Annotated in this window: 23 protein-coding genes and 1 tRNA gene; 16 read left to right on the forward strand and 8 right to left on the reverse strand. The window is 69.9% G+C overall.

Features of this window, described 5'->3' with window-relative positions:
• Positions 1–48 precede the first annotated feature (48 nt).
• The gene (gene nhaA / locus ACWAT3_RS13120) at positions 49–1,209 is read left to right on the forward strand and encodes a Na+/H+ antiporter NhaA (protein ID WP_460799086.1); all 1,161 of its coding nucleotides are present in this window, start codon (positions 49–51) and stop codon (positions 1,207–1,209) included.
• A 24-nt stretch (positions 1,210–1,233) separates the two neighbouring features.
• Positions 1,234–1,872, forward strand: a complete 639-nt coding sequence (locus ACWAT3_RS13125) for a nucleoside triphosphate pyrophosphohydrolase (protein WP_460799088.1) — start codon at positions 1,234–1,236, stop codon at positions 1,870–1,872.
• A 31-nt stretch (positions 1,873–1,903) separates the two neighbouring features.
• On the opposite strand, the gene ACWAT3_RS13130 is transcribed toward ACWAT3_RS13125, so the two are convergent.
• Complete coding sequence (locus tag ACWAT3_RS13130; protein WP_460799090.1) at positions 1,904–3,127, reverse strand: multidrug effflux MFS transporter; 1,224 nt, start codon at positions 3,125–3,127, stop codon at positions 1,904–1,906.
• A 58-nt stretch (positions 3,128–3,185) separates the two neighbouring features.
• Between ACWAT3_RS13130 and ACWAT3_RS13135 the strand changes: the two genes are divergently transcribed.
• The 3 genes from ACWAT3_RS13135 to ACWAT3_RS13145 all read left to right on the forward strand — a co-directional run bounded on the left by ACWAT3_RS13135 (position 3,186) and on the right by ACWAT3_RS13145 (position 5,814).
• On the forward strand, positions 3,186–3,629 hold the full coding sequence (locus tag ACWAT3_RS13135; RefSeq protein WP_460799092.1) for a MarR family transcriptional regulator: 444 nt from the start codon (positions 3,186–3,188) through the stop codon (positions 3,627–3,629).
• 62 nt (positions 3,630–3,691) lie between these two features.
• Positions 3,692–4,960 (forward strand): histidine--tRNA ligase, encoded by a 1,269-nt coding sequence (locus ACWAT3_RS13140; RefSeq protein ID WP_460799382.1) that lies wholly within the window; start codon positions 3,692–3,694, stop codon positions 4,958–4,960.
• A 44-nt stretch (positions 4,961–5,004) separates the two neighbouring features.
• Positions 5,005–5,814 carry an SGNH/GDSL hydrolase family protein gene (locus ACWAT3_RS13145; RefSeq protein WP_460799094.1) on the forward strand — a complete coding sequence of 270 codons (810 nt, stop codon included), beginning with the start codon at positions 5,005–5,007 and terminating at the stop codon, positions 5,812–5,814.
• 150 nt (positions 5,815–5,964) lie between these two features.
• Here ACWAT3_RS13145 and ACWAT3_RS13150 read toward each other — a convergent pair whose 3' ends face one another.
• Entirely contained in the window at positions 5,965–7,134 is a 1,170-nt protein-coding gene (locus ACWAT3_RS13150; RefSeq protein WP_460799384.1) for an APC family permease, read from the reverse strand.
• An 80-nt stretch (positions 7,135–7,214) separates the two neighbouring features.
• The gene (locus ACWAT3_RS13155) at positions 7,215–7,694 is read right to left on the reverse strand and encodes a DUF4442 domain-containing protein (RefSeq protein ID WP_460799096.1); all 480 of its coding nucleotides are present in this window, start codon (positions 7,692–7,694) and stop codon (positions 7,215–7,217) included.
• Positions 7,695–7,793: 99 nt separating this feature from the next.
• Between ACWAT3_RS13155 and ACWAT3_RS13160 the strand changes: the two genes are divergently transcribed.
• From ACWAT3_RS13160 to ACWAT3_RS13170, 3 genes are read left to right on the forward strand one after another with little or no spacing between them, the layout of a single operon-like run.
• A complete protein-coding gene (locus ACWAT3_RS13160) occupies positions 7,794–8,171 on the forward strand; it encodes a GntR family transcriptional regulator (protein ID WP_460799098.1) in 378 nt (125 codons plus the stop codon).
• A complete protein-coding gene (locus ACWAT3_RS13165; protein WP_460799100.1) occupies positions 8,168–9,226 on the forward strand; it encodes a DUF1648 domain-containing protein in 1,059 nt (352 codons plus the stop codon). The genes ACWAT3_RS13160 and ACWAT3_RS13165 overlap by 4 nt, the downstream gene beginning before the upstream one ends.
• A complete protein-coding gene (locus tag ACWAT3_RS13170; RefSeq protein WP_460799101.1) occupies positions 9,223–10,185 on the forward strand; it encodes a lysostaphin resistance A-like protein in 963 nt (320 codons plus the stop codon). The genes ACWAT3_RS13165 and ACWAT3_RS13170 overlap by 4 nt, the downstream gene beginning before the upstream one ends.
• Before the next feature lie 14 nt (positions 10,186–10,199).
• Here the strand turns inward: ACWAT3_RS13170 and ACWAT3_RS13175 are convergent, their stop codons facing one another.
• Genes ACWAT3_RS13175 through ACWAT3_RS13190 form a run of 4 tightly spaced genes read right to left on the reverse strand, consistent with a single transcriptional unit; the run spans position 10,200 to position 15,272 of the window.
• Positions 10,200–11,024 carry an energy-coupling factor transporter transmembrane component T family protein gene (locus ACWAT3_RS13175; RefSeq protein WP_460799103.1) on the reverse strand — a complete coding sequence of 275 codons (825 nt, stop codon included), beginning with the start codon at positions 11,022–11,024 and terminating at the stop codon, positions 10,200–10,202.
• On the reverse strand, positions 11,024–12,730 hold the full coding sequence (locus ACWAT3_RS13180; protein WP_460799105.1) for an ABC transporter ATP-binding protein: 1,707 nt from the start codon (positions 12,728–12,730) through the stop codon (positions 11,024–11,026). The genes ACWAT3_RS13175 and ACWAT3_RS13180 overlap by 1 nt, the downstream gene beginning before the upstream one ends.
• Positions 12,731–12,732: 2 nt before the next feature.
• Entirely contained in the window at positions 12,733–13,635 is a 903-nt protein-coding gene (locus ACWAT3_RS13185; RefSeq protein ID WP_460799107.1) for a cell division protein FtsQ, read from the reverse strand.
• 23 nt (positions 13,636–13,658) lie between these two features.
• Positions 13,659–15,272 carry an HAD-IA family hydrolase gene (locus ACWAT3_RS13190; RefSeq protein WP_460799109.1) on the reverse strand — a complete coding sequence of 538 codons (1,614 nt, stop codon included), beginning with the start codon at positions 15,270–15,272 and terminating at the stop codon, positions 13,659–13,661.
• A gap of 178 nt (positions 15,273–15,450) precedes the next feature.
• On the opposite strand from ACWAT3_RS13190, the gene ACWAT3_RS13195 reads away from it, so the two are divergent.
• The 8 genes from ACWAT3_RS13195 to ACWAT3_RS13230 all read left to right on the forward strand — a co-directional run bounded on the left by ACWAT3_RS13195 (position 15,451) and on the right by ACWAT3_RS13230 (position 23,476).
• The gene (locus ACWAT3_RS13195) at positions 15,451–16,407 is read left to right on the forward strand and encodes a LacI family DNA-binding transcriptional regulator (protein WP_460799111.1); all 957 of its coding nucleotides are present in this window, start codon (positions 15,451–15,453) and stop codon (positions 16,405–16,407) included.
• Positions 16,408–16,438: 31 nt separating this feature from the next.
• The gene (locus ACWAT3_RS13200; RefSeq protein ID WP_460799112.1) at positions 16,439–17,107 is read left to right on the forward strand and encodes an O-methyltransferase; all 669 of its coding nucleotides are present in this window, start codon (positions 16,439–16,441) and stop codon (positions 17,105–17,107) included.
• Between the two features lie 92 nt (positions 17,108–17,199).
• Positions 17,200–18,480 (forward strand): phosphopyruvate hydratase, encoded by a 1,281-nt coding sequence (gene eno / locus ACWAT3_RS13205; RefSeq protein ID WP_460799114.1) that lies wholly within the window; start codon positions 17,200–17,202, stop codon positions 18,478–18,480.
• A 38-nt stretch (positions 18,481–18,518) separates the two neighbouring features.
• The gene (locus ACWAT3_RS13210; protein ID WP_460799116.1) at positions 18,519–18,989 is read left to right on the forward strand and encodes an FtsB family cell division protein; all 471 of its coding nucleotides are present in this window, start codon (positions 18,519–18,521) and stop codon (positions 18,987–18,989) included.
• 37 nt (positions 18,990–19,026) lie between these two features.
• Positions 19,027–19,548: a DUF501 domain-containing protein gene (locus ACWAT3_RS13215; protein ID WP_460799118.1), complete on the forward strand. Its 522-nt coding sequence runs from the start codon at positions 19,027–19,029 to the stop codon at positions 19,546–19,548.
• A gap of 11 nt (positions 19,549–19,559) precedes the next feature.
• The gene (locus ACWAT3_RS13220; protein WP_460799120.1) at positions 19,560–20,870 is read left to right on the forward strand and encodes a S8 family serine peptidase; all 1,311 of its coding nucleotides are present in this window, start codon (positions 19,560–19,562) and stop codon (positions 20,868–20,870) included.
• Between the two features lie 35 nt (positions 20,871–20,905).
• A complete protein-coding gene (locus tag ACWAT3_RS13225; RefSeq protein WP_460799386.1) occupies positions 20,906–22,393 on the forward strand; it encodes an NAD(P)/FAD-dependent oxidoreductase in 1,488 nt (495 codons plus the stop codon).
• Positions 22,394–22,654: 261 nt separating this feature from the next.
• Positions 22,655–23,476 carry a cation-transporting ATPase gene (locus ACWAT3_RS13230; protein ID WP_460799122.1) on the forward strand — a complete coding sequence of 274 codons (822 nt, stop codon included), beginning with the start codon at positions 22,655–22,657 and terminating at the stop codon, positions 23,474–23,476.
• Positions 23,477–23,527: 51 nt separating this feature from the next.
• Here the strand turns inward: ACWAT3_RS13230 and ACWAT3_RS13235 are convergent.
• A tRNA-Leu gene (locus ACWAT3_RS13235) sits at positions 23,528–23,601 on the reverse strand.
• Positions 23,602–23,627 lie beyond the last annotated feature (26 nt).

The raw sequence follows: 23,627 nt of genomic DNA on the forward strand, positions 1-23,627 counted from the left end.
ACTCGGACCGCGTGACACAGCGTTAACGTGCTCGGTACGGTGGACCTGATGAGCTCGTCACGAAATCCGCTGCGCTCGGCGCAGTTCCCCGCGATCCTGCTGCTGGCTGCGGCAGCGCTCGGTCTCCTGCTGGCCAACACCGGTGCGCACGACGCGATCGCCGCGGTTCTCGGGATGCACATCCCGGTGCCTGGCACGTCGCTGGATCTGTCCGTCGAGCACTGGATCTCGGACGGACTGCTCGCGATCTTCTTCTTCGTCGTCGCGATGGAGCTGCAGTACGAGCTCACCGGCGGCGAGCTGAACTCGCTGCGCAAGGCGCTGCAGCCCGCGATCGCCGCGGCCGGCGGTGTGCTCGTGCCGATCGTGATCTACCTCACGATCGCCGGGGCGCCGGAGACGGCATCCGGCTGGCCGATCCCGACCGCGACCGACATCGCGTTCGCGCTCGGCGTGCTGGCGGTGTTCGGACGCGGCCTGCCGTCGGGGGTGCGCGTCTTCCTGCTGGCGCTGGCGATCCTCGACGACATCATCGGGATCATCTTCATCGCCGTCCTCTTCGCGCACGATCTGAACTGGCTCCTGCTGCTGCTCTCGTTCGTCGGAGTCGTGATCTTCGGCATCCTGAGCCGTCAGCTCGGCGAGCGCAATCAGGTTCTGATCGGCGTGCTGATGGTCGTCATCGGCGTGGTCGTGTGGGGACTCGTCGCCGCATCCGGCGTGCATGCGACCATCGCCGGCGTCATGCTCGGGCTCGCGATCGCGCAGGCGCCGTCGATGCGGATCCGGTACGCGCTGGAGCCGACCGTGAACGGCGCGATCCTGCCGATCTTCGCGTTCACGGCCGCGTTCGTGGTGATCCCCTCTGTTTCGCCGGCGGAGTTCTCCCCGGCCTTCTTCGGCATCGCGCTCGCGCTGCCGATCGGCAAGATCATCGGCATCGGCACGTTCGGCTGGCTGGCGATGCGGATCGGATCGCGCGGCGGTCCTCCGGCGCTCAAGCTCCCCGACCTCCTGGCGGCCGGCACGCTGGGCGGCATCGGCTTCACGGTGTCGCTGCTGCTCGCCAACCTCGCCTTCGCGGACGATCGCGGTCTGCGCGATCAGGCGATCCTCGGCGTGCTCGTCGGGTCGCTCATCGCGCTCGTGCTGTCCGGGATCGTCGTCTCGTCGCGCGCGGCCTGGTACCGACGGCATGCGGATGCGTGATCGGATGCCGAGCAGGGTCCTGCGATGAGCGATGCGCTGCGGGATGCCGCTGAGACGATGCGGGCGGTGCGCGAGCGCTGCGTGTGGTCGCAGCGGATCACGCACCGGGATCTCGTTCCGTACCTCATCGAGGAATCGCACGAGGTGATCGATGCCGTCGAGGTCGGCGATCGTGCGGAGCTGCGCGAAGAGCTCGGCGACCTGCTCTGGCAGGTGCTGTTCCACGCCGCGATCGCGGCTCAGGACCCGGACGATCCGTTCGACATCGATGACGTCGCACGCACCCTGACCGAGAAGATGGTGCGCCGGCATCCGCACGTGTTCGCCGACGCGGTCGCCACGACGCCGGAGGAGGTGCTCGTGCACTGGAATGCGGCCAAGGCGGCCGAGAAGCGCGAGCGCACCAGCGTGCTGGACGGCGTGCCGAGCGGGATGCCGTCGCTGGCCAGGGCTCAGAAGGTGCTCGGGCGTGCCTCGTCGGTCCTTCCCGACGCGGCGTCGTCGGCGAGTGCGGACGCGCCCCCAGCATCCGAGGCGGACCTCGGCGAGGCGCTGCTCGCGCTCGTCGCCGAGGCCCGTACCCGCGGATGGGATGCCGAGCGCGCCCTGCGCGAGCGCATCCGGCTGCTGGAGGACGAGGTCCGCGCGGCCGAGTCCGCCTGAGGAGACTTGCACCCGACCGGCGCCGCCGAGGTCAGCGCGCCCGGGGTGTCGTCAGGAACGCCGCGACGGCGACGACCGTCGATACCACCATGACGACTGCGAGGGGCGCGGCGTCGTTCTCGCCGCCGATGCTCACCAGCGGCGACACCGCGGCGGCGAGGCCGAACTGCAGGGCGCCGAGCACAGCTGAGGCGCTTCCGGCAGCGCCGGGGACGGCACCGAGAGCGAGCGCGGTCGCGTTGCCGAACACGAAGCCGAGAGACGCGACGATCACGAACACCGCGATGGCGAGCGTCCAGACGGGCGAGCCGGTGAGCACGAGCGCGAGGAACGCGGCGGCCCCCAGCCCGAGAACAGCCAGGCCGATGGCGATCAGGCGACGCGGCGCGACGCGTTCGACGAGCTTCGCTGACACGGCGCTCGTGACCATGAGCGCCAGCGCGTTGGCACCGAACAGCAGGCCGTACTGCAGCTCCGTCAGACCCATCATGCTCTGGTAGAGGAACGGCGACGCGGAGATATAGCCCATCATCACCGTGAAGGCGAAGGCGAAGGTCAGCGTGTATCCGATGTACTCGCGGGACAGGAGCGCACGCAGGGGCGACCCGGTGGCGCTCTTCAGCACGGCGAGTTCCGCGCGGCGCTCTCGGGGGAGCGTCTCGCGGATGCCGGCGGCCACGGCGATGAGCATCACGACGGCGATCCCGAGCACCACGGCGAGCACGCCGCGCCAGCCGAGGGGCTCGGCGATGGCTCCGCCGACCAGCGGGGCGACGACGGGCGCGACACCGCCGACGATCATCATCAGGCTCATGGCGCGCGCGGCGGCAGGGCCGGCGGCGAGATCCGAGATCACGGCGCGGCCGAGCACCATGCCTGCGGCGCCCGAGAGGCCCTGGACGACGCGGGCCGCGATCAGCACCTCGAGCGTGGGCGCGAACACGGTTGCGGCGCTGGCGGCGACGAACGCGATCGCGCCGATGAGCAGCAGCGGACGACGTCCGAACCGGTCGGAGAGCGGGCCGAACACCAGTTGGCCGACCGCAATGCCGACGAGGAACGCGGTGAGCGTCAGCTGCACACCGGTGGCATCCGTGCCGAGGTCGGCCGCGATCGCAGGGAATGCCGGCAGGTAGAGGTCGGTCGCGAAGGGTGCCACGGCCGAGAGCAGAGCGAGGATGCGCAGCAGTCCGGTCGTCAGGGCGGTGCGGGTGGTTGGGAGGGAGTCGGTCGAGGGATCGCGGAGTATCGTCACGAGTAGTTATAGTAATATAACTAAAAGTATTTATCGACTCCGGACCTACGATGGTGGCATGGCGGTGAGACGGTCGACCCTGGCGGATCTGGCCGACGGCGTGCTCGCGCTCGGTCGCGAGATCGAGTCCCGGCATCGCTACGACGACGTGATCCCGCTCACGCTCAACGAGCGGCTGGCGCTGCGCGTGATCGATCGGGCCGGCGGAATCGCCCCCAGCGAGCTGGCCGAACGACTCGGCCTGCAGCGTTCGAACCTGTCGACGGCGCTGCGCGGACTCGAGACCAAAGGACTCGTCACGCGGGCGCACGACGGCGGCGACGGCCGGGCGGTCGTCGTCCGGTCGACGCCGTTGGCGGCGGAGAATCTCCAGCGTCTGCGGGACGGATGGGCGGCAGCGCTCGCGGCCGTCGCTCCAGAGGATGCGGATCTGGATGCCGTCGCGGGCCTGCTCAATGACATGACCTCCGCTCTGATCGAACAGCGCAGAATCGACGACTGACGCGCGCCGTCGCGGAGACCTGGAAGAATCGTCGGGTGGCTACCGTGAACCCGCCGCGCGGCATGCGCGACATCCTCCCCGCCGACAAGGCCCGCCGTGAGCGCGTCCTCTCCGTCATCCGCGACCGCTACCGCGCGCACGGCTTCGACGAGATCGAGACCCCGGTCGTCGAGGAGTACGACCGGCTGCACGCCGGGATCGGCGGCGACAACGAGAAGCTCTCCTACAACATCCTGCGCCGCGGGCTGGATGCCGACGGCATCCGCTCTGCCGCGGACGACCCGGCTGCACTGTCCGATCTGGGCCTGCGCTACGACCTGACCGTCCCGCTGGCCCGGTTCTACGCGTCCAACCGCGCCCAGCTGCCCACAGTGTTCCGTTCGATCCAGATCGGTTCGGTGTGGCGGGCCGAGCGTCCGCAGAAGGGGCGCTACCGGCAGTTCGTGCAGTGCGACATCGACATCATGGGCGACGATTCGTCGCGTGCCGAGGCCGAGCTGCTCGTCGCTTCGCTGGATGCCGTGGCGGCGCTCGGTCTGTCGGAGGCGAGCATCCGCATCAATGATCGACGAGCGCTGGACTGGATGCTGGATGCGTTCGGCTTCGCCGCCGAGGAGCGCCCCGGCGTGCTGATCACGATCGACAAGCTCGACAAGATCGGGCCGGACGGGATCGTCGCCGAGTTGCGAGAGCGTGCGGCCACGGCATCTGCGGTCGACGCCTTCGAGGCGTTCCTGCGGCGCCCGCAGACGCGCGAATACGCCCCGTACGGCGAGCGGCAGATCCGCAAGGCGCTTCCCGAGGGGGCGCCGGACGAGATCGTCGCGCACCTCGTCGGCATCGGCGAGGCCGTCGCCGCCGGCGACGCTTCGGATGCCGAGAGTTCCGAGATCCCGCTCGTGTTCGACCCGTTCCTCGTGCGCGGCATGGGCTACTACACCGGGACGATCTTCGAGCTCGCGCACCCCTCGGTGCCGTACTCGCTGGGCGGCGGCGGGCGCTACGACGGCATGATCGGGCGCTTCCTCGGCCAGCAGGTTCCTGCCGTCGGCTTCTCGCTCGGCTTCGAGCGTCTGGTGGACCTCGTCGAGATCGCAGACGATGCGGATGCCGCGGCCGTCGTCCTCGTGCACGACGCCGATGTTCCCGTGTCCGAGCTGGTCGCGCACAAGGCGGCGCTCCTCGCCGCCGGGTCGCGGGTGCGTCTCGAGCGCCGCACGAAGAACCTCAAGGCTCTGCTGGAGCGCTCGTCGGCTGATGGCTACACGGCGTTCGCCACGGTGTCGGCCGGCGCGGCGATCGGCTCGCTGGAGGTTAAGCCGCTCGGCTGAGCGGGATTCACCCGCGGTTCATCTGCGGGGATGACACTTCGTCTGTGGCACGAGTGAGAGCACTGGGCGCTGTGCTCGCGGCGTGCGCTCTGGTGGGCCTCGGCATCCGGATCCTCCTGTCCCGGCAGGCGGCGATCGCCCGGCGCCGGATCGGCAAGCCGCTGGGGGAGGAATCGATCGATGCCGACCGGGTCTGGAGGCGGTCGCTCACCGGCGATGCGGTCGAGCTCGTGCTGTTCGGGGATTCGCTCGCCGCGGGGCTCGGCGCGGAGCATCGCAAGCAGACGCTGGGCGGACGGATCGCGAAGGCGCTGGCGCGCGAGCTGCAGCGACCGGTGCGGCTGCACACCGCAGCGGTGGTCGGCTCGGAGTCGTCAGCGCTCGAGTCCCAGCTCGACAGTCTGCCCGCGGGGTACCGTGCCGATGTTGCGGTGATCGTTGTCGGCGGCAACGACGTGACGCATCTGGTGCCGCCGTCGACGGCATCCGCTCAGCTGGAGCGTGCCGTCCTGCGACTTCAGGATGCCGGAACGCCGGTGGTCGTCGGCACCTGCCCTGACCTCGGAACGCTGCGCCCTGTGCCGCAGCCGTTGCGCGCGCTGCTGTCGAGGATGTCGCGGCGCCTCGCTCTGGAGCAGACGCGCGTCGCGTGGCGGACCGGGGCAGTTCCCGTGGATCTGCGCCATCTCGTCGGGCCGACGTTCCATGCCGAACCCGATGAGATGTTCAGCCTCGATCGATTCCATCCTTCGGCTGCCGGGTACCGGCGGACCGCCGAGGCTCTCTTGCCCGCTGTCGTCATGGCGCTGGGGTCTCGGGGCGTGACGCGTGAGGCCGAGTCGCTGACGCGGTGACGGTTCGGGTCGCTCGTTGAGTGGCCTGTTCTCCGCCCGTCGAGCGGGCCGGGGTGAGGTGAGTCGCGGTCAGCGCTGATCTGTGATCTCCGCGTTCGACTGCTCACCGACGCTCGCGCTCAACGAGCCAACACGAGGCGACCGGCACGCTCACCGCGCGGAAAGCCGCAACCGCAGCATCCGGTACCCGAGTCCGACGAGCACGACGACCGTGCCCAGGAGCGACGCGATGACAGGCAGCGTGCTCACGAGGACGAGGCAGCCGAACGCCCCGAGCACTTGCAGCCATCGCGGGTAGCGCCGCACGTCCGCGTCCTGTCGGAAAGCGGCGGCATTCGTGATCAGGTAGTACAGCAGCACTCCGAAGGACGAGAATCCGATCGCACCGCGCAGGTCCGTGATCAGCACGATTGCGATCACGATGACCGCGACGACGATCTCCGCGCGCTGCGGCACCTGCCAGCGCGCGCTCACAGCTGCCAGCCTGCGCGGGAGGTCGTCTTCGCGGGCCATGGCGAGGGTGGTGCGTCCGATCCCCGTCTGCAGGGCCAGCAGGGCGCCGAGGGATGCCGCGGCAGCTGCCACGCGCACCACCGGCTCCGCCGCGTCCCACCCGACCGCGGCCACGGCATCGGCGAGCGGCGCGGTGCTGTCCGCGGCATCCGCTCCCAGCACGGAGAGGACCGTCAGCCCGACCGCGACGTAGACGACGACGGCGCCGCCGAGGGCGAGGACGATCGCGCGCGGGATCGTCCGCGCCGGATCGACGACCTCTTCGCCCATCGTCGCTATGCGCGCATAGCCTGCGAAGGCGAAGAAGAGCAGCCCGGCGCCCTGGAGGACGCCGTAGGCCGTGGCGTCCTCGAGCGGAGCGGGGGAGTGCTGGCCGCCGCCGACACCCGCGGCCATGACGACCGCGAGTCCGAGCAGTGACGCCACGACGAGCACGCGGGTGGCGAGCGCCGTGCGCGTCACTCCGAAGCAGTTCACGGCGGCGAGAGCGGCGACCGCCGCGACGGCGACTGGACGCTCCCAGCCGGTCGGCGCCGCGTACGACGCGAAGGTCAGCGCCATCGCCGCGCAGCTGGCGATCTTGCCGATCACGAAGCACCACCCGGCGATGAACCCGGTCCACGCGCCGATCTCGGCGCGGGCGTACGCGTACGTTCCTCCCGCGACGGGATGCACGGCCGCGAGCTGTGCGGAACTCGTCGCGTTGCAGTACGCGACCACGGCCGCGATCGCGAGGGCGATGAGGATGCCGGAGCCGGCGGCGCCCATCGCGGGCGCCCACACGGCGAACACGCCGGCGCCGATCATTGAGCCGAGACCGATCGCGGTGGCGTCGGCGAGAGTCAGGCGGCGGGCGAGAGGCACGGTCTCATCGTGCCACTCGGCAGTTAACGGCCGGTGCCGCGCGCCGTCGTGACGCGCTTCTTCTCGCGGATGTAGACCTCGCGACGCACTTTCGCGACGATGTCGCCGTTGCGGTCGGTGATCACCGTCTCGAACCACTCCAGGACCTTGGCGCCGCCGCTGGCCCGCTCGCGGATCTGCTCTGCGCGCTCGCGCGAGACCTCGAACTCCGCGGTGAGCATGCCGCGACCCGGCTTGGTGAACTCGATCTCGCCCCTGGTGTCCCACACGACGTAGTCCCGGCCGAGCTGGTGCATCACGAGCATGAAGAAGTACGGGTCCGTCATCGCCGACATCGACCCGCCGAACGCCGTCTTGACGTAGTTGCGCGTGAAGAGGTTCACGTGCAGTTCGACGGTGGCGTGCGTCCAGTCCTCGCTGAACCGGCGGATGCGGATGCCGCTGAAGAGATTCGGCGCCCACAGGCTCATTCCGATGGCGAGGCGGCGGGGAGTGACCTTCATGACGATCAGTGTGGCCGACGTCCCGCACGCCGACAAAGCGCATGGACGCTTGCTACAACTGTTCTAGTTCAACTAGAATTACTAGAAATTGGAGGACCAGTGCTGATCAGGATCGATGCGAACAGTGCGCGACCGCTCTTCGAGCAGGTCGCGGCCTCCGTGCGCGCCGACATCCTCGTGGGTACGCTCACGCCGGGCGACCGGCTGCCGTCGGCGCGTGAGGTGGCAGATGCGCTCGACGTCAACCTGCACACGGTCCTTCGCGCATATCAGCAGCTGCGCGACGAGCACCTCGTCGATCTGCGACGAGGGCGAGGAGCGGTGGTCGCGGCATCCGCAGCCCCGCTCGTGGAGCTCGCCAACGACATCGCCGACCTCGTCGCGAGAGCCGACGAGCTGGGCGTGTCGCCCGAGACGCTCGCCGCCATCATCACGTCCGCGGTTCCCGCGCACGCCCGACCGGAGGAGGTCTCATGACCGAGCACGACATCACCCGCACGCCTGCCGCGCTGCTGCGCACCGCGCGCGTGCGCTTCCTCCTCGTGTCGATTCTCGTTCCGATCGTGCTGGTCGCGATCGGGCTCGCGGTGCTGTGGATCTGGATGCCGCAGCTGCCGGATCGCGTCGTGACCCACTGGGGAACCTCCGGCCCCGACGGCTTCGGCCCACCGATCGTCTACGTGTGGATCCTCGTGGGCGTCGGGCTGGTGCTGCCCGTGGTGATGGCCCTGGTCACGCTCGCGGCCGTCAGTGATCACTGGGGGGCTGCCGCGCGATTCATGGGCGCGATGGCGGCCGGCATGGCGGCGTTCGCGCTGGTGCTGACGCTCGGATCGCTCGGGCCGCAGCGGGGGCTCACCGATGCCGCCGACGTCGGCGACGTCTGGTGGCTGGTGATTCTCGGCTTCGCGGTCCTGGCGCTCGTCGGAGCCGCCGCCTGGTTCGTGCAGCCGGCCGTCACGGCGGCGAACGGCCCGTCCCTGGACCCCGCGCACCGCGTGAGACTGACCGCGGGTGAGCGCGTCGTCTGGGTGGGGACGGCGACCATGCCGCGGACGCCCTTGATCATCATGGGGGCGGCGCTCGTGCTGGTCACCGCGCTCACGATCGTCCTGGCGCTGAACGCGGATCCGGCGGCCTGGTTCAGCGTCGCGATCATGCTGATCGTCCTGCTCGCCCTGCCGGCGACCGCAGCGTTCCGTGTGCGGGTCACTCCGGACGGCCTCACCGCCCGGTCTCTGCTCGGGGTGCCCCGCACCCGCATCCCCCTCGACGAGATCGCGTCCGCCCGTGCCGTCGAGATCTCGCCGTTCGGGGAGTTCGGCGGTTGGGGATGGCGCATCTCGCTCGACGGGCGCAGCGGCATCGTCATGCGCAAGGGGCCGGCGATCGAGGTGGTCCGCCCCGGCAAGCGCACGTTCGTCGTCACGATCGACGGAGCAGAGCAGGCCGCTGCGCTGCTGCAGGCGTACGTGGATGCCGCGGCATCCGACCCGGAACCCGACCGCACGAGCACAGGAGACGCCTCATGACCGCACCGCACGCCGAGGGGCCGAGCCGGATCCCGCTCAGCTCGATCGTCGCCTACGTCGTCCTGGCCTGCGGTCTCGCGTGGCTGGTCGCCCTCCCTCTGTGGCTCGGCGACGGTCTGAGCCATCCGCTCGCCGGCTTCCTCCTCCCGGTCATGATGTTCACGCCGGCGCTCGCCGCGCTCCTCGTGATTCTGCTGCTGCGCCCGGTGCCGAAGGGCGAGCGTCTGCGCGTGCTCGGGATGTGGCCGCTGCGCCCGGCCAAGCGCGTCATCTGGATGAGCGTCTTCGGACTCTTCGGGCCGATCGTCGTCATCGCGCTCTCGCTCGTGGTGGCCGCGCTGTTCGGATGGGTGCAGCTCGACCTCGTCGGATTCTCCGGGTACGCCGAGACGCTGGCAGCAGCCGTGCCGGCCGGCACTCCGCTTCCGCCGATCGCCGTGCTGGTCGTGGCGCAACTGGCGTCGATCCCGATCGCCGCAGCGACGATCAACGCGGTCATGGCCTTCGGCGAAGAACTGGGATGGCGCGGATTCCTCCTCCCCGCGCTGCGACAGTACGGCACGTGGCCTGCCCTGCTCATCAGCGGCGCCATCTGGGGGCTGTGGCACGCCCCCGTGATCCTGCTCGGCTACAACTTCGGCCGCACCGATCTCACCGGTGTGCTGTTCATGGTCGGCGGTTGCGTGGGGTGGGGGATCCTGCTCGGCTGGCTGCGGTTGCGATCGGCATCCGTCTGGCCCGCCGTCTTCGCCCACGGCGCGATCAACGCCGCAGCCGGAACAGTGCTGATGCTGGCGGCAGCCGGTGCGGATGTCGACATGGCGCTCGCCGGGCCGCTGGGCGTCGCGGGCTGGATCGCGTGCGCCCTCGTGATCGTCGCGCTCGCGCTCACCGGCCAGTTCCGTCGGCAGCCGGAGCTCGACGGCGCACGCGTGCGTCTGCTGTCACCCGAGCGCTGACGGCACGGTCTGGTTTAGCGGTACACCGGCCAGATCGCGCCTGCGGCGAAGGCGCACGCCACGGCGAGCACCGTGACCGCGATCACGATCACATCCAGGGGGCGGATGCGCAGCTTCGCCATCCGGATGCGACGGCCGTTCGCGTTCGCCGAGCCGTGGGCGAAGCCGCGGGTCTCCAGCGCTTCCACCGTCGTGCGCACCGAGGTCGCCGTGTTGAGGAAGATCGGGTAGAACGACAGCACGGCGAGCTGCGCCCACTGCACGCCCACACGCCAGCCCAGCAGCCCCTTCTTCGCCGGGGGAGCGGTTCGAAGGCGGTAGCCCTCGAACACCGTGCTGAACTCCTCGATGAGGATCGGCAGCATCCGATACCCGTAGCTGACCCCGAAGGCCAGCATCTGCGGTGCGCGGAACGCGAGCAGCGCATCCGAGAGCTTCTCCGGATCCAGCGAGACGAACGCCGCCATGCTCGCCAGCGCGACGACGCCGAGCTTCAGATTCAGGGCTGCCAGGGCGATCACCGTGTCGACGTTGCCGCCGAACAGCCAGGCGGCGACCGACATGTAGACGACCTCCATGCCCATTCCGAGCACGAACAGTCCCAGGATCAGCGGGCCCACCCTCGCCAGGAAGATCGAGACCGTGCCGATCGCGAACAGTCCGACGAGCACGGTGATGTTGTGCGTGAACCAGGGCACCAGGGCCAGCAGCACGTACCAGATCACCACCGCGCGGGGATCCATGGCGGCGAACAGCCCGCCGCGCGTGGCGTAGGCGGTGCGGATGAGCTCGAGCTTGATCCATTCCACCGAGAGCACGTCGTGGTGCGTCCGCGCCATCACGCCACCTCCAGCTCGGAGCACGCGGAGCGCGCGGCCTGTACGAGTTCCTCGACCGACAGCGGAACGGGCGAGAGGCCGAGCTCGCGCCCCACGATCGCGATCTGCGGTGGGCGCAGTCGCACGCGTTCGAGCAGTGCCGTGTCAGCGAACAGTTCGCGTGGGGGGACGTCGGCCAGCACCTTGCCGCCCTCCAGGACCAGCACCCGGCTCGCCCATTCGGCGACCAGCTGCATGTCGTGCGTGGCGACGACCGTGCACTCGATCGATTCGGCGAGCTCGGCGAGCATCGTGGTGACGTCATCGCGGCTCTGGGTGTCCAGGCTCGAGGTCGGCTCGTCCAGCAGGAGCAGCTTCGGCCGCATCGCGAGCCCGATCGCCAGCGTCGCACGACGCTGCTGCCCGCCGGACAGGGTGCGCCCGTCCCGGTCTGCCAGCGGAGTCAGCCCGACGCGGTCGAGCACCCGTTCGACGATTCGGTCGGTGTCTGGCATCCGATGCGAACGGGGGAAGAGCGCGACGTCGTCGCGGACGCAGCCCTTCAGGAACATCCGCTGCGGATGCTGCGCGAGGTACGCGGCCGTGGCCGACATCTCCCGAGCCGAGACCGACCTCGTGCTGCGTCCGTCGACGGTGACCTCGCCATCGCGCGCCACGATGATGCCGGCGAGCAGCTTCAGCAGCGTGGACTTCCCCGCTCCGTTCCCGCCGACCAGGGCGATGCGCTCGCCGCTGCGCAGCGTGGTGTCGAGTCCGTCGAGCACACGGGTGATGCCGCCCCCGACCGCTTTGTAGCCGTGTGTGAGGTTCTCGACCGTGGCGACGGCGCGCCCCGGTGCCGCGTCAGGGCGCTCGCTCGGCCGCACGGCGTCGACCGGCATCCGCCTGTCGCGCAGCAGATCGGCCGCTTCCTTCGGCGTCCGCGGAGCAGCGTCCATGCCGAGCGCACGCACGGCCCGCACCGCCTGGGGCGCCGGGATCCCGTGGGCCTCCAGCTCCTCGGTGCGCGCGAGCGCCTCGTCGATGGGAAGGTGCCAGACCGGCGTCCCGTGCGCCATCAGCACCACCGAGCGCGCGTAACGCGCCACGAACTCGGCGTGGTGCTCGATCGTGATCACCGTCACGCCGTGCTCGCGATTGAGTTCGGCGAGTCGCTCGTAGATCTCCTCGGCTCGCGCCGGATCGAGTTCGGCGACCGGCTCGTCGACGATGATGACCGATGGCTTCAGGGCGAGCGCCCCAGCGAGGGCGGTGAGGTGCGCCTGTCCGCCGGAGAGCTGCCAGATGTGCCGATCGGCGAGGAGGCCGATCCCGAGGGCGTCGAGGGCGGCATCGGTGTCTTCGGCATGCGTGGCGCGGCCGAAGTTGATCGGGCCGAACGACACGTCGTCGCGCACCGTCGGCCGGACGAGCTGGTTCTGGAAGTCCTGGTAGACGTAGCCGACCGTGGTGGACAGCTCGGACACGCTGGATGTGTACGTGTCGACCCCGTCGACCGTCACCGAGCCCGCGAACTCGCCCGACCAGTAGTGCGGGATCAGACCGTTGAAGCTCTTGCAGAGCGTGGTCTTGGCTGCGCCGTTCCCGCCCACGATCGCGACGAAGTCGCCACGCTCGATCGTGAGGTTCACGTTGCGGAGCACGTCGGCGTCCGCGCCAGGGTAGCGGAAGGACAGGTTCTCGACGACGATGACGGGGTCGTGCACGATCAGCGCACCTGCTTCTTGCTGTGGAGGCGGAACAGCACGAAGGCGACGCCGAGCGTGACGAGGATGGCTGCGACGCTCACCCACAGGAAGCCGGAGCCGTACTGGTCGAGCAGTTCCGTGTCGACGGTGCCGATCGAGATGTCCCATGCCTCGAGGAAGGCGAAGAAGAACGACGCGACGGCGAGCAGCAGAGCCACGGCGACGAACCAGCCGGCTCGGGGAGCCGCTCCCGGAATCGGCTCTCCGGGCATGCGAGGGCGCACGCCCAGCAGCGGTTCGATGCGGCCGTGCAGTGCGGGGATGAGCCACATCGCCGGAATGGCACCGAAGATGATGCCGCTGATCAGGATGTCGACGCCGAAGCCGATGCCCTCGATGGCGAGGATCGACTGGGGCAGGCCCTCCACGAACTCGGCGTCCTCCAGACCGATCCAGACCTTCGAAAGGTCGACGATCGCGGACAGCGCCTTGTCGATCACCACGACCGTGATGGCGCCGATCCAGATCTGCGCACGGGAACGGGGGTTGCGGATCAGGGTGCCGGCGACGTACAGCGCGAGGAACATCTGGATGAAGCCCTCGACCTCGGCGAGGCCGGAGAAGTCGCCCATCAGCAGGTCGGTGAAGATGATCTCGCCCAGCGGTGCGCCCAGAGCGGCCCAGAACGGGCTGAACAGCGCGACCATCGTCAGCGGGACGAACACGAAGTAGCTCACCGACACGTCGATCGGGCCGATCGAGATGTCGGGGATGATCTCGAGGATGATGTTCGACAGGCCGAACAGCGCCATCGACAGCACGAAGATCATCAGCTTCTGCGGGGTGGTGAGGTCGCCGCCCGGAGCGCCGATGCCGCGCAGAGCGCCTTCGCGTCGGTAGGTGGATTCCCGGGTGTCGGTCATGGTGGTTCTCCTTCGAGTGCGGGTCAGTCGGCTGCGACGCGGGTTGCGTCTCGGGCGGAGGTCATGAGGTCTGCGAGTTCGGCCGCGTCGTCGACCGCGTCGGTGGCGAGCCCCTCGGCCACGGCGGCGTCGATCTGCGGATCGGCCGTCGTGCCGCCGCGCACCAGCACGCGCCGCGCGATGCCGGCGTCGAGAGCGACGGCCGCATCGTTCTGCGGCTTGTCCCCGAAGAACCAGGTGCGCGCGGGGTCGGCGGCGGCGATCGCGAGCGCCTCCTGCACGATGCGCGCATCGGGCTTGCGGAACCCGATCTCGTCCGAGCAGACGTACGCCGCGATCAGGTGGTCGATGCCGTGGGCTGCGCATTCGGCGCGGACGGCGCGGCCGCTGATCGTGTTCGACACCACGACGACCGGGATGCGTCGTTCGTCGCACTGCTCGAGGAGGGAGCGGATGCCGGAGCGCAGCGTCCGCCGGCTCTTCGCGCGGCCGTAGCGGAACATCAGATCGTGCGCCTCGGCCTCCAGGAGTGCGCGAGCGCGGTCCGACAGCGCAGCGCCGACGAAGTCACGCCAGAACGTCGTGGCATCCAGCTCCCTGATACCGTCGGCCGCTGCGCGCTGGGCGGCTTTGAACGCGCGGTGCTGCACGCGACCGTCGGCGACGAGCATCCGCGCTCGGTCGCGGTCGACGCGCTCGTCCGCACCGTCGAGCAGCGCGGCGAGGTGGTCGCAGAACGCGTCGAGGAGCGCATCGTCCGGCGCAGAGGTGGAGATCACGCCGCCATGGTCGATGAGGAGGGCGGCGCCGCGCGGCTCGGTCTCATCGGACGCGGAGACCGACGCGGCGCGGGGCGCGTCGGCATCCCGCAGCGTCTCGAACAGGCCCTCAGGGGTGGGGAAGACCGCGTCGGCATCGTCCGCGATCGGAAACGGCGGGTTGTCGGTGTGCTTGCTGGCGGTGAGGATGACGGCACCGACACCCGCGCGGCGTCCAGCGACCACATCGCGGTCCTGGGTGTCGCCGACGTACCAGGCGTCGGCGGGCGCAACCCCGAGCGCGGCGGATGCGAGTTCGATCATGCGGGGGTGCGGCTTGCGCATCCCGACCTCGTCGCTGTACACCTGCACCGCGAAGGCCTCGGCCAGGCCGTGCGCGGCGAGGAGCCTCCGGTGGCTGCGGCCCGAGTGCGCGTTGCTGACGATTCCGAGCGGGATGCCTCGGCGCTGCGCCTCGGCGATGAGCGCGCGGATGCCGGGGCGCACGGTGTGATCGGACAGGGTCGTGTTCTGCTCCTCCAGCAGCTCGCCGGCCTCCGCGATGAGAAGGCTCCGGATCGGTGCGGGGAGGTCGGCGATCAGGAAATCGCCGACGACCTCGCGGTGCGTCATCTCACGCGGCTCGAGGCGGCGGCTGGAGGCGTGCTTCCAGTGCGCGAGTGCGGTGAGCCCGGCATCCAGCGACGCTCGCACGGTGCGCTGTTCGATCACGTGACCCGCGCGGGCGGCTCTCGCCACGATCGCCGCGGCGAGCTCGTCGCGGCCGCTGGGACGCTTCGACGTCTGGAACACGACGCCGCCGAAGTCCAGCAGGAGGGCGCGCGGCGCGTGGCGGAGCGCGGAGGGGATGTCGGGCACGGGAGCTCTTCTCGGTCGGGGTGGATCGGCTACGAAGTTACGAAGCGGGCGTGTACGTGCTGGTACCGCTCGATGAACGCCGGTGGAACGCTCCAGCTGGAATGTTCTGGAACGCTCCAGTCGCTGATAGGACGGCAGAGTGATGCAATCGCGCGACCGTCCGCCCACGATCCATGACGTGGCCGCTGCAGCCGGCGTCTCGAAGTCGCTCGTCTCCCTGGCCGTGCGCGGCCAGAGCGGCGTGCGGGCGGAGACCCGTGCGCGGATCCTCGACGCGGCCGACAGGCTGGGCTACCAGTCGAATCCCTGGGCGCGGTCGCTGGCGCGTGGCCGGAGCCAGACGGTCGGCGTGCTCGTCGACGATCTGCGCGGCGGCTATCACACCGACGTCGTGCACGGCGTGGAGGATGCTGCAGAGGCGGCCGGCATGTCGGTCGTGATCGTCGACGGCCGGCGCGACCGTGACGTGCTCCGCGCGCGTCTCGAGCGAATGCTCGCCCTCGGGCTCGACGGCGCGGTGATCGTGTCGGGTCAGGCGGACGCCGCCGCGATCGGCGATTTCGCCCGACGTCTCCCGCTGGTGGTCGTCGGACGCCCCGTCGATCTCCCGGCCGGCGTCGGCCAGGTGTCCAACGACGACCGCACCGGGATGCGACTCGCGGTGCACCATCTCGTGGCTCAAGGGCATCGCCGGATCGCGCACGTCTCCGGATCGCCTCGCCCCGCAGCCATCGCCCGGCGGGAGTCGTACCTCACGACCATGCGCGAGCTCGGACTGGAGGACATCACGAGGGTGCTCCCCGACCCCGCCGACCTCATCGAGGTGGTGCTGAGCGGCGGTCGCGAAGCGCCCACTGCGGTGTGCTGCGCGAATGATCGAATCGCGGTCGACGTGATCGGTCGCGCCTTCGATGCGGGGATCGCCGTGCCGGGAACGCTGAGCGTGGCCGGCTACGACGACATCGATCTCGCATCGAAGCTGCGGCCGACCCTCACCAGCGTGGATCAGCCCCGTCGGGATATGGGGGCGCTCGCCCTGCGTCAGCTCACCGACATGCTCGCCGGCGGCGATGCGCGTCATGAGGTCGCTGCCCCGAGTCTCGTGATCAGAGAGTCCACCACGGTCCGCCCTTGACGCGCCGTCGGCTCGGCGGTTGGCTGAGGCCATGGCCGAATCGAATCCGCAGAACTGGCGCGCCGCCGACACCTACCTCGCCGACCTGCTCGTGGGGTCGGACCCCACGCTGGATGCCGCCCTCGCCGCGCAGCGCGCCGCCGGCCTCCCCGACATCGAGGTGGCGCCGGTCGGCGGCAAGCTGCTGAATCTGCTCGTCCGCATCAGCGGAGCGCGCCGCGTTCTCGAAGTCGGAACGCTCGGCGGGTATTCGACGATCTGGCTGGCCCGCGGAGTCGGGCCGAACGGCAGCGTGGTCACGGTCGAGGCGGAGCCCGCCAACGCAGCAGTCGCCCGTCGGAACGTGGATGCCGCTGGAGTGGGCGAGCGGGTCGAGATCCGCATCGGCCGAGGCGCCGAAGTGCTGCCGAGTCTGGACGGCACCGAGCCGTTCGATCTCGTGTTCATCGATGCCGACAAGGAATCCAACACGATCTACCTCGACTGGGCCGCGCGGCTCGGACGGTCGGGCACCGTCGTCGTCGTGGACAACATCGGCCGCGAGGGCGAGATCGCGAACGACGACACCACGGATCCGCGCGTCGTCGGCACGCGCGACGGACTGCGGATGCTGGGGGAGGACCCCCGCTTCGACGCGACCGCTCTGCAGACCGTCGGCCTGAAGGGCTGGGACGGCGTGGCCATCGCCGTCGTGGTGTGAGACGGCTTCGGCGCCCGAGGCGCCGCGGGCTAGACTGGCGGCGGATCGACGACGCTCCACCACAACCTTTTCTCTGAGCAAGGAGCACATTCGTGGCATTGATCGAGGCTGTAGGCGCACGCGAGATTCTCGACTCGCGGGGAAACCCGACCGTCGAGGTGGAGGTGCTCCTCGATGACGGCATCGTGCAGCGCGCTGCCGTCCCCTCCGGCGCATCCACCGGTGCGTTCGAAGCATACGAACTCCGCGACGGCGACAAGAGCCGCTACGGCGGCAAGGGCGTGCTGAAGGCCGTCGAGGCTGTCCTCGACGAGCTCGGCCCTGCCATCGAGGGCGTCGAGGCGAGCGAGCAGCGCATCGTCGACGAGATCCTCATCGAGACCGACGGCACCGAGAACAAGAAGCGCGTCGGCGCCAACGCGATCCTCGGCGTGAGCCTCGCCGTCGCCAAGGCCGCGGCCGACAGCGCCGATCTCCCGCTGTTCCGCTACCTCGGCGGACCGAACGCGCACGTCCTGCCCGTTCCGCTGTTCAACGTCATCAACGGCGGCGAGCACGCCGACAACGGCATCGACATGCAGGAGTTCTTCCTCGCCCCGATCGGCGCGGAGACCTACTCCGAGGCCCTCCGCTGGGGCGTCGAGACCTACCACGTGCTCCGCAGCGAGCTGAAGGCCGCCGGCTACGCGACCGGCCTCGGCGACGAGGGCGGGTTCGCCCCCGACCTGCCCAGCAACCGCGAGGGCCTCGACTTCCTCGTCAAGGCGATCGAGAAGGCCGGCTTCACGCCCGGCACCGAGATCGCCCTCGGCCTGGACGTCGCCGCGACGGAGTTCTTCAAGGACGGCGTCTACCGTCTCGACAACAAGGACTGGGACGCCGAGGCGCTGACCGAGTACTACGTCGGCCTGGTCAACGACTTCCCGATCGTCACGATCGAGGACGCGCTCGCCGAGGATGACTGGGACAACTGGAAGCACCTCACCGACGCACTCGGCTCCAAGGTGCAGCTGGTCGGGGACGACCTGTTCGTCACCAACCCGGAGCGTCTCGCCGACGGCATCAAGCGCGGCGTCGCGAACTCGCTGCTCGTCAAGGTCAACCAGATCGGCACGCTCACCGAGACGTTCGACGCGGTGAGCCTGGCTCAGCGCTCCGGCTACACGGCCATGCTCTCGCACCGCTCCGGCGAGACCGAGGACACCACGATCGCCGACCTCGTCGTCGCGACCAACTCGGGTCAGATCAAGGCCGGTGCTCCTGCGCGCAGCGAGCGCGTCGCGAAGTACAATCAGCTTCTGCGCATCGAAGAGGAGCTCGGCGACGCCGCGGTCTTCGCCGGACGCTCCGCGTTCCCGCGTTTCACCGCGTGAGCCAGCGCACCGACTGATCAACGAGCGAAGGGGAGGCCATGTCCAGACGAGTGGCCTCCCCTTCGTCGTCCGCGCGCACGGTCGACGTGCGCGAATGGGCATCCGGCATCCGGCTGTCCGCCTTCTCGGTGATCATGCTCTCGCTCGTGGTGCTGGGAGCCTGGGTGCTCGTGCCGACGCTCGGCACCTACATCGAGCAGCGGCAGCAGATCGCCGCTCTCGAGCAGGCCGTGCAGCTCTCCCAGGAGGAGATCGCCGACCTCGAGCTCGAACAGCAGCGCTGGGAGGATCCCGCGTACATCACCACGCAGGCCCGTGAGCGGCTCTATTACGTCAAGCCGGGCGAAGTCGTCTACCTGATCGACAACGATCTGGATGCGTCGGTACTGCCCAAGGAGCAGAAACCCGTCAGCGCAGAGCTCGAGGAGAGCGCGTCGGACTGGATGCCGCAGCTGTTGCGCACGATCGCTGCGGCCGGGCTCGCGCAGACGGCCGCCGAGGGCGAGTAGAGGCTTCGTTCAGGCGCACCTCCCGTACGCTGGTGAGGTGACGACACCGCCCTTCGCCCTGCCCACCCCCGCGGAGATCGACGTGCTGTCGGCCCAGCTCGGACGCCCCGTTCGCGGGGTCGTCGGCATCGCCGCTCGCTGCGTCTGCGGCAACCCCACCGTCGTCTCCACGTCGCCGCGGCTGCCCGATGGCACGCCGTTCCCGACGTTCTACTATCTGACGCACCCGGCGGCCACGGCCGCGATGTCGACCCTCGAGGCGACGCAGGTCATGCCGGAGCTCGCCGCGCTGCTCGCGGAGGATGAGGTTGTCGCCGCCGCGTATCGTGCAGCGCACACCGCGTATCTCGAGGACCGCGCGCAGTTCGGCGACGTCGCCGAGATCGCCGGCATCTCCGCCGGCGGCATGCCGACGCGCGTGAAGTGCCTGCACGCCCTCGCCGGCCACGCGCTGGCCGCGGGGCCCGGAGTGAATCCGATCGGCGATGCCGCGTTGGCCCGCTCGAGCTGGTCGCCCGAGCGCTGCCAGTGCGAGCAGCCCGGAGCTGCGATCGCATGAGACGGCGCCGGATGCCGAGCGCGATCGCCGCACTCGCGGTGATCGCGGCATCCGTCCTGCTCACCGGCGCCGCGACGCCTCCGGCCGAAGCGCCGACTCCGTCGCCGAGCCCGTCGCCGACCGTCGAGAAGCCGATCGATCGGGTCAGAGCAGCCGAGTACTGGCTCGACGGCGCGCGCGTGCACGACGCCTGGAAGACGACGCGCGGCGAAGGCGTCACGATCGCGGTGATCGACACCGGTATCGCTCAGGGTCCCGTCGCCTTCCGGGACGCCGTCGCCGGCGGCACCGACGTCTCGGGCACGGGCGCCGATGACGGACGCACACCGGTCGGCACGATCGACATCAACCACGGCTCGTGGGTGGCTTCGCTGGCCGCAGCGCGCCCGGCGGACGACGGCACCGGCATGATCGGGGTCGCGCCGGAGGCCGACCTGCTCTCGATCTCGGTCAACTTCGGGGCATCCGCCTCCGTGCCGTTCACGGAGCAGATCGCGAACGCGATGCGCTGGGCGGTCGACAACGGCGCCGATGTCATCAATCTCTCCTTCACGACGAACACGCTGGACTGGGACCGCAGCTGGGACGACGCGTTCCTCTACGCGTTCGAGCACGACGTCGTGGTCGTGGTGGCGGCAGGGAACAGGGGCAGTGGAACGTCGATCGTCGGTGCTCCGGCGACGATCCCCGGTGTTCTCACCGTCGGCGGCGTGAACCAGCACGGCGAAGCGAGCGTCGAGGCGTCGACGCAGGGCATCACGATCGGCATCTCCGCCCCGAGCGAGGGTCTTCTCGGGGTCTCGGCCGACGGTCGGATGGCCGAGTGGGATGGCACGAGCGGCGCGGCGCCGATCGTCGCCGGCGTGGCTGCGCTGGTCAAGTCGGCGCATCCGGAGCTCAGCGCGGGGAATATCATCAACCGCATCCTGAAGACGGCGATCCCCGTCGAAGGAGTCGATCGGGTTCCCGATCCGCTGTACGGCTACGGCCTCATCGACGCGAATGCGGCCGTCACGGCGCCCGTCGCCGAGGTCGATGCCGACCCGGCGGCCGACCTGGAGGAATGGATCAGGGTGTACCGGCGGGCCGAGACGGTTCCGCAGCCGGCGCCGACGGCCGGGCCCGTCGCGGTGGACCCGCTGCCGGCCGCCGATCCGCCCAGCGAGGCCGGTTCTCCGCTTCTTCCCAGCGCTCAGACTCTGCTGTACGGTACCCTGCCGCTGATCGTGCTCACGGTCCCTGGTATCCTGGTAGCGCTAGGCGTCACCGCAGCTGCCCGGCGTATCCGATCGGCGCGCGCGAAGCGCACGCCTGCCCCCTGACAAGGAGTTCCCCCTCTGTGGCTGAGAACAGCACTGTGCCCAAGATTCTGATCGTCGGCGGTGGCTACGCGGGTTTCTACACGGCGTGGAAGCTCGAGAAGCACCTCCGCAAGGGCGAGGCCGAGGTCACCATGGTTGACCCGCTGCCCTACATGACGTACCTCCCGTTCCTGCCCGAGGTGGCGGCCGGCTCGATCGAGCCGCGACACGCGGTGGTGTCGACGCGTCGTCACCTGAAGCGCACGAACGTCGTCGCCGCCAAGGTGACCAAGATCGACCACGCGAACAAGGTCGCGACGATCACGCCGGCGGACGGCGACGCGTACGAGTACGCGTACGACCAGATCGTCGTGACCGCAGGTTCCGTGTCGCGCACGTTCCCGATTCCGGGCATCGCGGACAACGCGATCGGCATGAAGTCGATCGAAGAAGCCGTGTGGGTGCGCGACAAGCTGCTGTCGAACTTCGACCGTGCAGCCGCACTTCCGGCCGGTCCGGAGCGCGAGCGTCTGCTCACGGTGGTCGTCGTCGGTGGTGGCTTCGCCGGCATCGAGACCTTCGCGGAGCTGCGTTCCTTCGCCTCCGCGCTGCTGAAGCGCTACCCGCAGCTCACGTTCGACGAGACGCACTTCCACCTCATCGAGGCGATGGGGCGCATCATGCCCGAGGTCTCGCTGAAGACGAGCGAGTGGGTGCTGAAGGACCTCGCCAAGCGCGGGGCGAACGTGCACCTGGACACCCAGGTCACCGGCGCTGTCGACGGCAACGTCGAGCTCTCCACCGGTCAGGTCATCCCGACCGACATCATCGTGTGGACCGCCGGTGTCATGGCCAACCCCGGCGTCGTGCGCGCGGGCGACCTGCCTGTCGAGGAGCGCGGTCGCATCCGCGCCCAGGCGTCGCTACGCGTCGTCGACGCCGACGGCAACGTCGTCGAGGGCGCCTGGACCGCCGGTGACGTCTCGGCCGTCCCCGACCTCTCCGGTGGTGGTGTCGGCGGCTTCTGCGTGCCGAACGCCCAGCACGCCGTCCGTCAGGCCAAGCGCCTCGCGAAGAACCTCGTCGCCGTCCTCCGTGGTGAGGAGCCGGTCGACTACATCCACAAGAACCTCGGTGCGGTCGCGGGCCTCGGCCTCGGCACCGGTGTCTTCCAGTCCGGCAAGTTCGCGCTCACCGGCTTCCTCGCCTGGGTCGCGCACCGTGGTTACCACGGCCTCGCGATGCCGTCGTGGGAGCGCAAGTTCCGCGTGCTTTGGGGCTGGTGGAACAACCTGTGGCTCGACCGCGACATCGTGAACCTCGAGAAGGTCCAGGACCCGCGTGCGTTCTTCGAGGAGTTCGCGTCGCGCCCGCGCCCCGCGGCGGATGCTGCGCCTGCGGTGTCGGCGGCCCCTGCGAAGGCAGACGCCGCGAAGGCTCCGGCCAAGGCCGAGAAGGTGGCGGACAACGCCGCCGATGACAAGGCCGTCAACACGGCGCCAGCGAGCAAGCCCGCCGCCGAGAAGGCTGCCGCCTCGAAGTGATCGTCACGACGAAAGCCCCGTTCTCCGGAACGGGGCTTTCGTCGTCTCCGAGGAGATCCATAATCTGCTCCGGTAGCGTCGATCGTGCAAGGGGAGTACTCCCGTCTGCGGCGGTGTCGTCATTACGGACCTGAGATCAGTGTCCCGGCCCGCCGGCCCTCCGGGGCGGAGGAGACCTTGGCAGTCCGCTGACGCGGACGGTCATGGTGCCCTGAAAGCAGCTCCGCGGCCGTTCGCATCTCACGATGAAGGAACCGCTGCATGGACAAGATCTCCCGCTTGATCGGCATGGCCTCGAAGGCACTCGACAAGAACTCCGGAGCGAACCGAACCGGATCGACGGGTTCGACCGGATCGACCGACTGGGGCGGGTTGCTGCGCGGAGCAGTGGATGCCGTGCGCGGCCCCTCAGGGACGGACAATGCCGGAGCGCAGCCGCCGGCGTCGGCTTACGCGCCGCCGGCACAGGGAACGCACCCGTACGCGCCGCCGCCGGCACAGGGAAGCCGTCCGGCGTCGTCCGGCTCCGATGCGGATCGCGCAGCGATCGCGCGCTACGACTACCTGATGCAGACCGCGGATCCGCACCGCGTCGAGCAGATTCACCGGGAGGCGTTCGCCCGTCTCACGCCTGAGCAGCGCGCACACGTGGCGCAGCGCATGCAGGCCGAGTTCGGGCCGGGCGACCGGCCGGCCTCGGCATCCCCCGACGATCTCGCCCGCGCCGCGGGACGCGCGGAGGCCATGCGGCCTGGGCGCATGCGCGGGCTGCTCGCCCGTGTGGGTGGCGGGGCAGCCGGAGGCGGGGCATTCGTCGCCGGAGGCGCGGCACTCGGCGTGCTCGGCGCGGTCGCGGCCGGCTCGGTGCTCAGCGCAGCTGCGGCACCGCTGCTCGAGCAGGCGACGGCGATGGGCGTCGACTTCGCTGGACTGGCGGAGGGATTGGACGTCGAGGCGCTCGCGGGCGGTGCGGAGGGCATGCTTGGCACAGCGGGAGAGGCGGTCTCCGGTCTGGGCGAGTCCGCGTCGGACTGGGGTTCCGCATTGGGCGAGTTCGGTCTCGGGGATATCTTCGGGCGCTGATCGCTGTGCGCCACGCCGAGCCTCCGCCTGCGGGGCCCCGAGAGGTGGAAGTACCCCCGGTCGGATTCGAACCGACACTTGGGCGAGTTTAAGTCGCCTGCCTCTGCCGATTGGGCTACGGGGGCTTTCGGTTCAGCCTAACGGCGGCCGC

Source organism: Microbacterium sp. GXF0217 (genome assembly GCF_054798195.1).

What these genes read in the sequence shown, in the direction of transcription:
- nhaA (WP_460799086.1), top strand. Translation starts at nt 49, where the DNA reads ATGAGCTCGTCACGAAATCCGCTGCGCTCGGCGCAGTTCCCCGCGATC.
- ACWAT3_RS13125 (WP_460799088.1), top strand. Translation starts at nt 1,234, where the DNA reads ATGAGCGATGCGCTGCGGGATGCCGCTGAGACGATGCGGGCGGTGCGC.
- ACWAT3_RS13135 (WP_460799092.1), top strand. Translation starts at nt 3,186, where the DNA reads ATGGCGGTGAGACGGTCGACCCTGGCGGATCTGGCCGACGGCGTGCTC.
- ACWAT3_RS13140 (WP_460799382.1), top strand. Translation starts at nt 3,692, where the DNA reads ATGCGCGACATCCTCCCCGCCGACAAGGCCCGCCGTGAGCGCGTCCTC.
- ACWAT3_RS13150 (WP_460799384.1), bottom strand. Translation starts at nt 7,134, where the DNA reads ATGATCGGCGCCGGCGTGTTCGCCGTGTGGGCGCCCGCGATGGGCGCC.
- ACWAT3_RS13155 (WP_460799096.1), bottom strand. Translation starts at nt 7,694, where the DNA reads ATGAAGGTCACTCCCCGCCGCCTCGCCATCGGAATGAGCCTGTGGGCG.
- ACWAT3_RS13165 (WP_460799100.1), top strand. Translation starts at nt 8,168, where the DNA reads ATGACCGAGCACGACATCACCCGCACGCCTGCCGCGCTGCTGCGCACC.
- ACWAT3_RS13170 (WP_460799101.1), top strand. Translation starts at nt 9,223, where the DNA reads ATGACCGCACCGCACGCCGAGGGGCCGAGCCGGATCCCGCTCAGCTCG.
- ACWAT3_RS13175 (WP_460799103.1), bottom strand. Translation starts at nt 11,024, where the DNA reads ATGGCGCGGACGCACCACGACGTGCTCTCGGTGGAATGGATCAAGCTC.
- ACWAT3_RS13185 (WP_460799107.1), bottom strand. Translation starts at nt 13,635, where the DNA reads ATGACCGACACCCGGGAATCCACCTACCGACGCGAAGGCGCTCTGCGC.
- ACWAT3_RS13200 (WP_460799112.1), top strand. Translation starts at nt 16,439, where the DNA reads ATGGCCGAATCGAATCCGCAGAACTGGCGCGCCGCCGACACCTACCTC.
- ACWAT3_RS13210 (WP_460799116.1), top strand. Translation starts at nt 18,519, where the DNA reads ATGTCCAGACGAGTGGCCTCCCCTTCGTCGTCCGCGCGCACGGTCGAC.
- ACWAT3_RS13220 (WP_460799120.1), top strand. Translation starts at nt 19,560, where the DNA reads ATGCCGAGCGCGATCGCCGCACTCGCGGTGATCGCGGCATCCGTCCTG.
- ACWAT3_RS13230 (WP_460799122.1), top strand. Translation starts at nt 22,655, where the DNA reads ATGGACAAGATCTCCCGCTTGATCGGCATGGCCTCGAAGGCACTCGAC.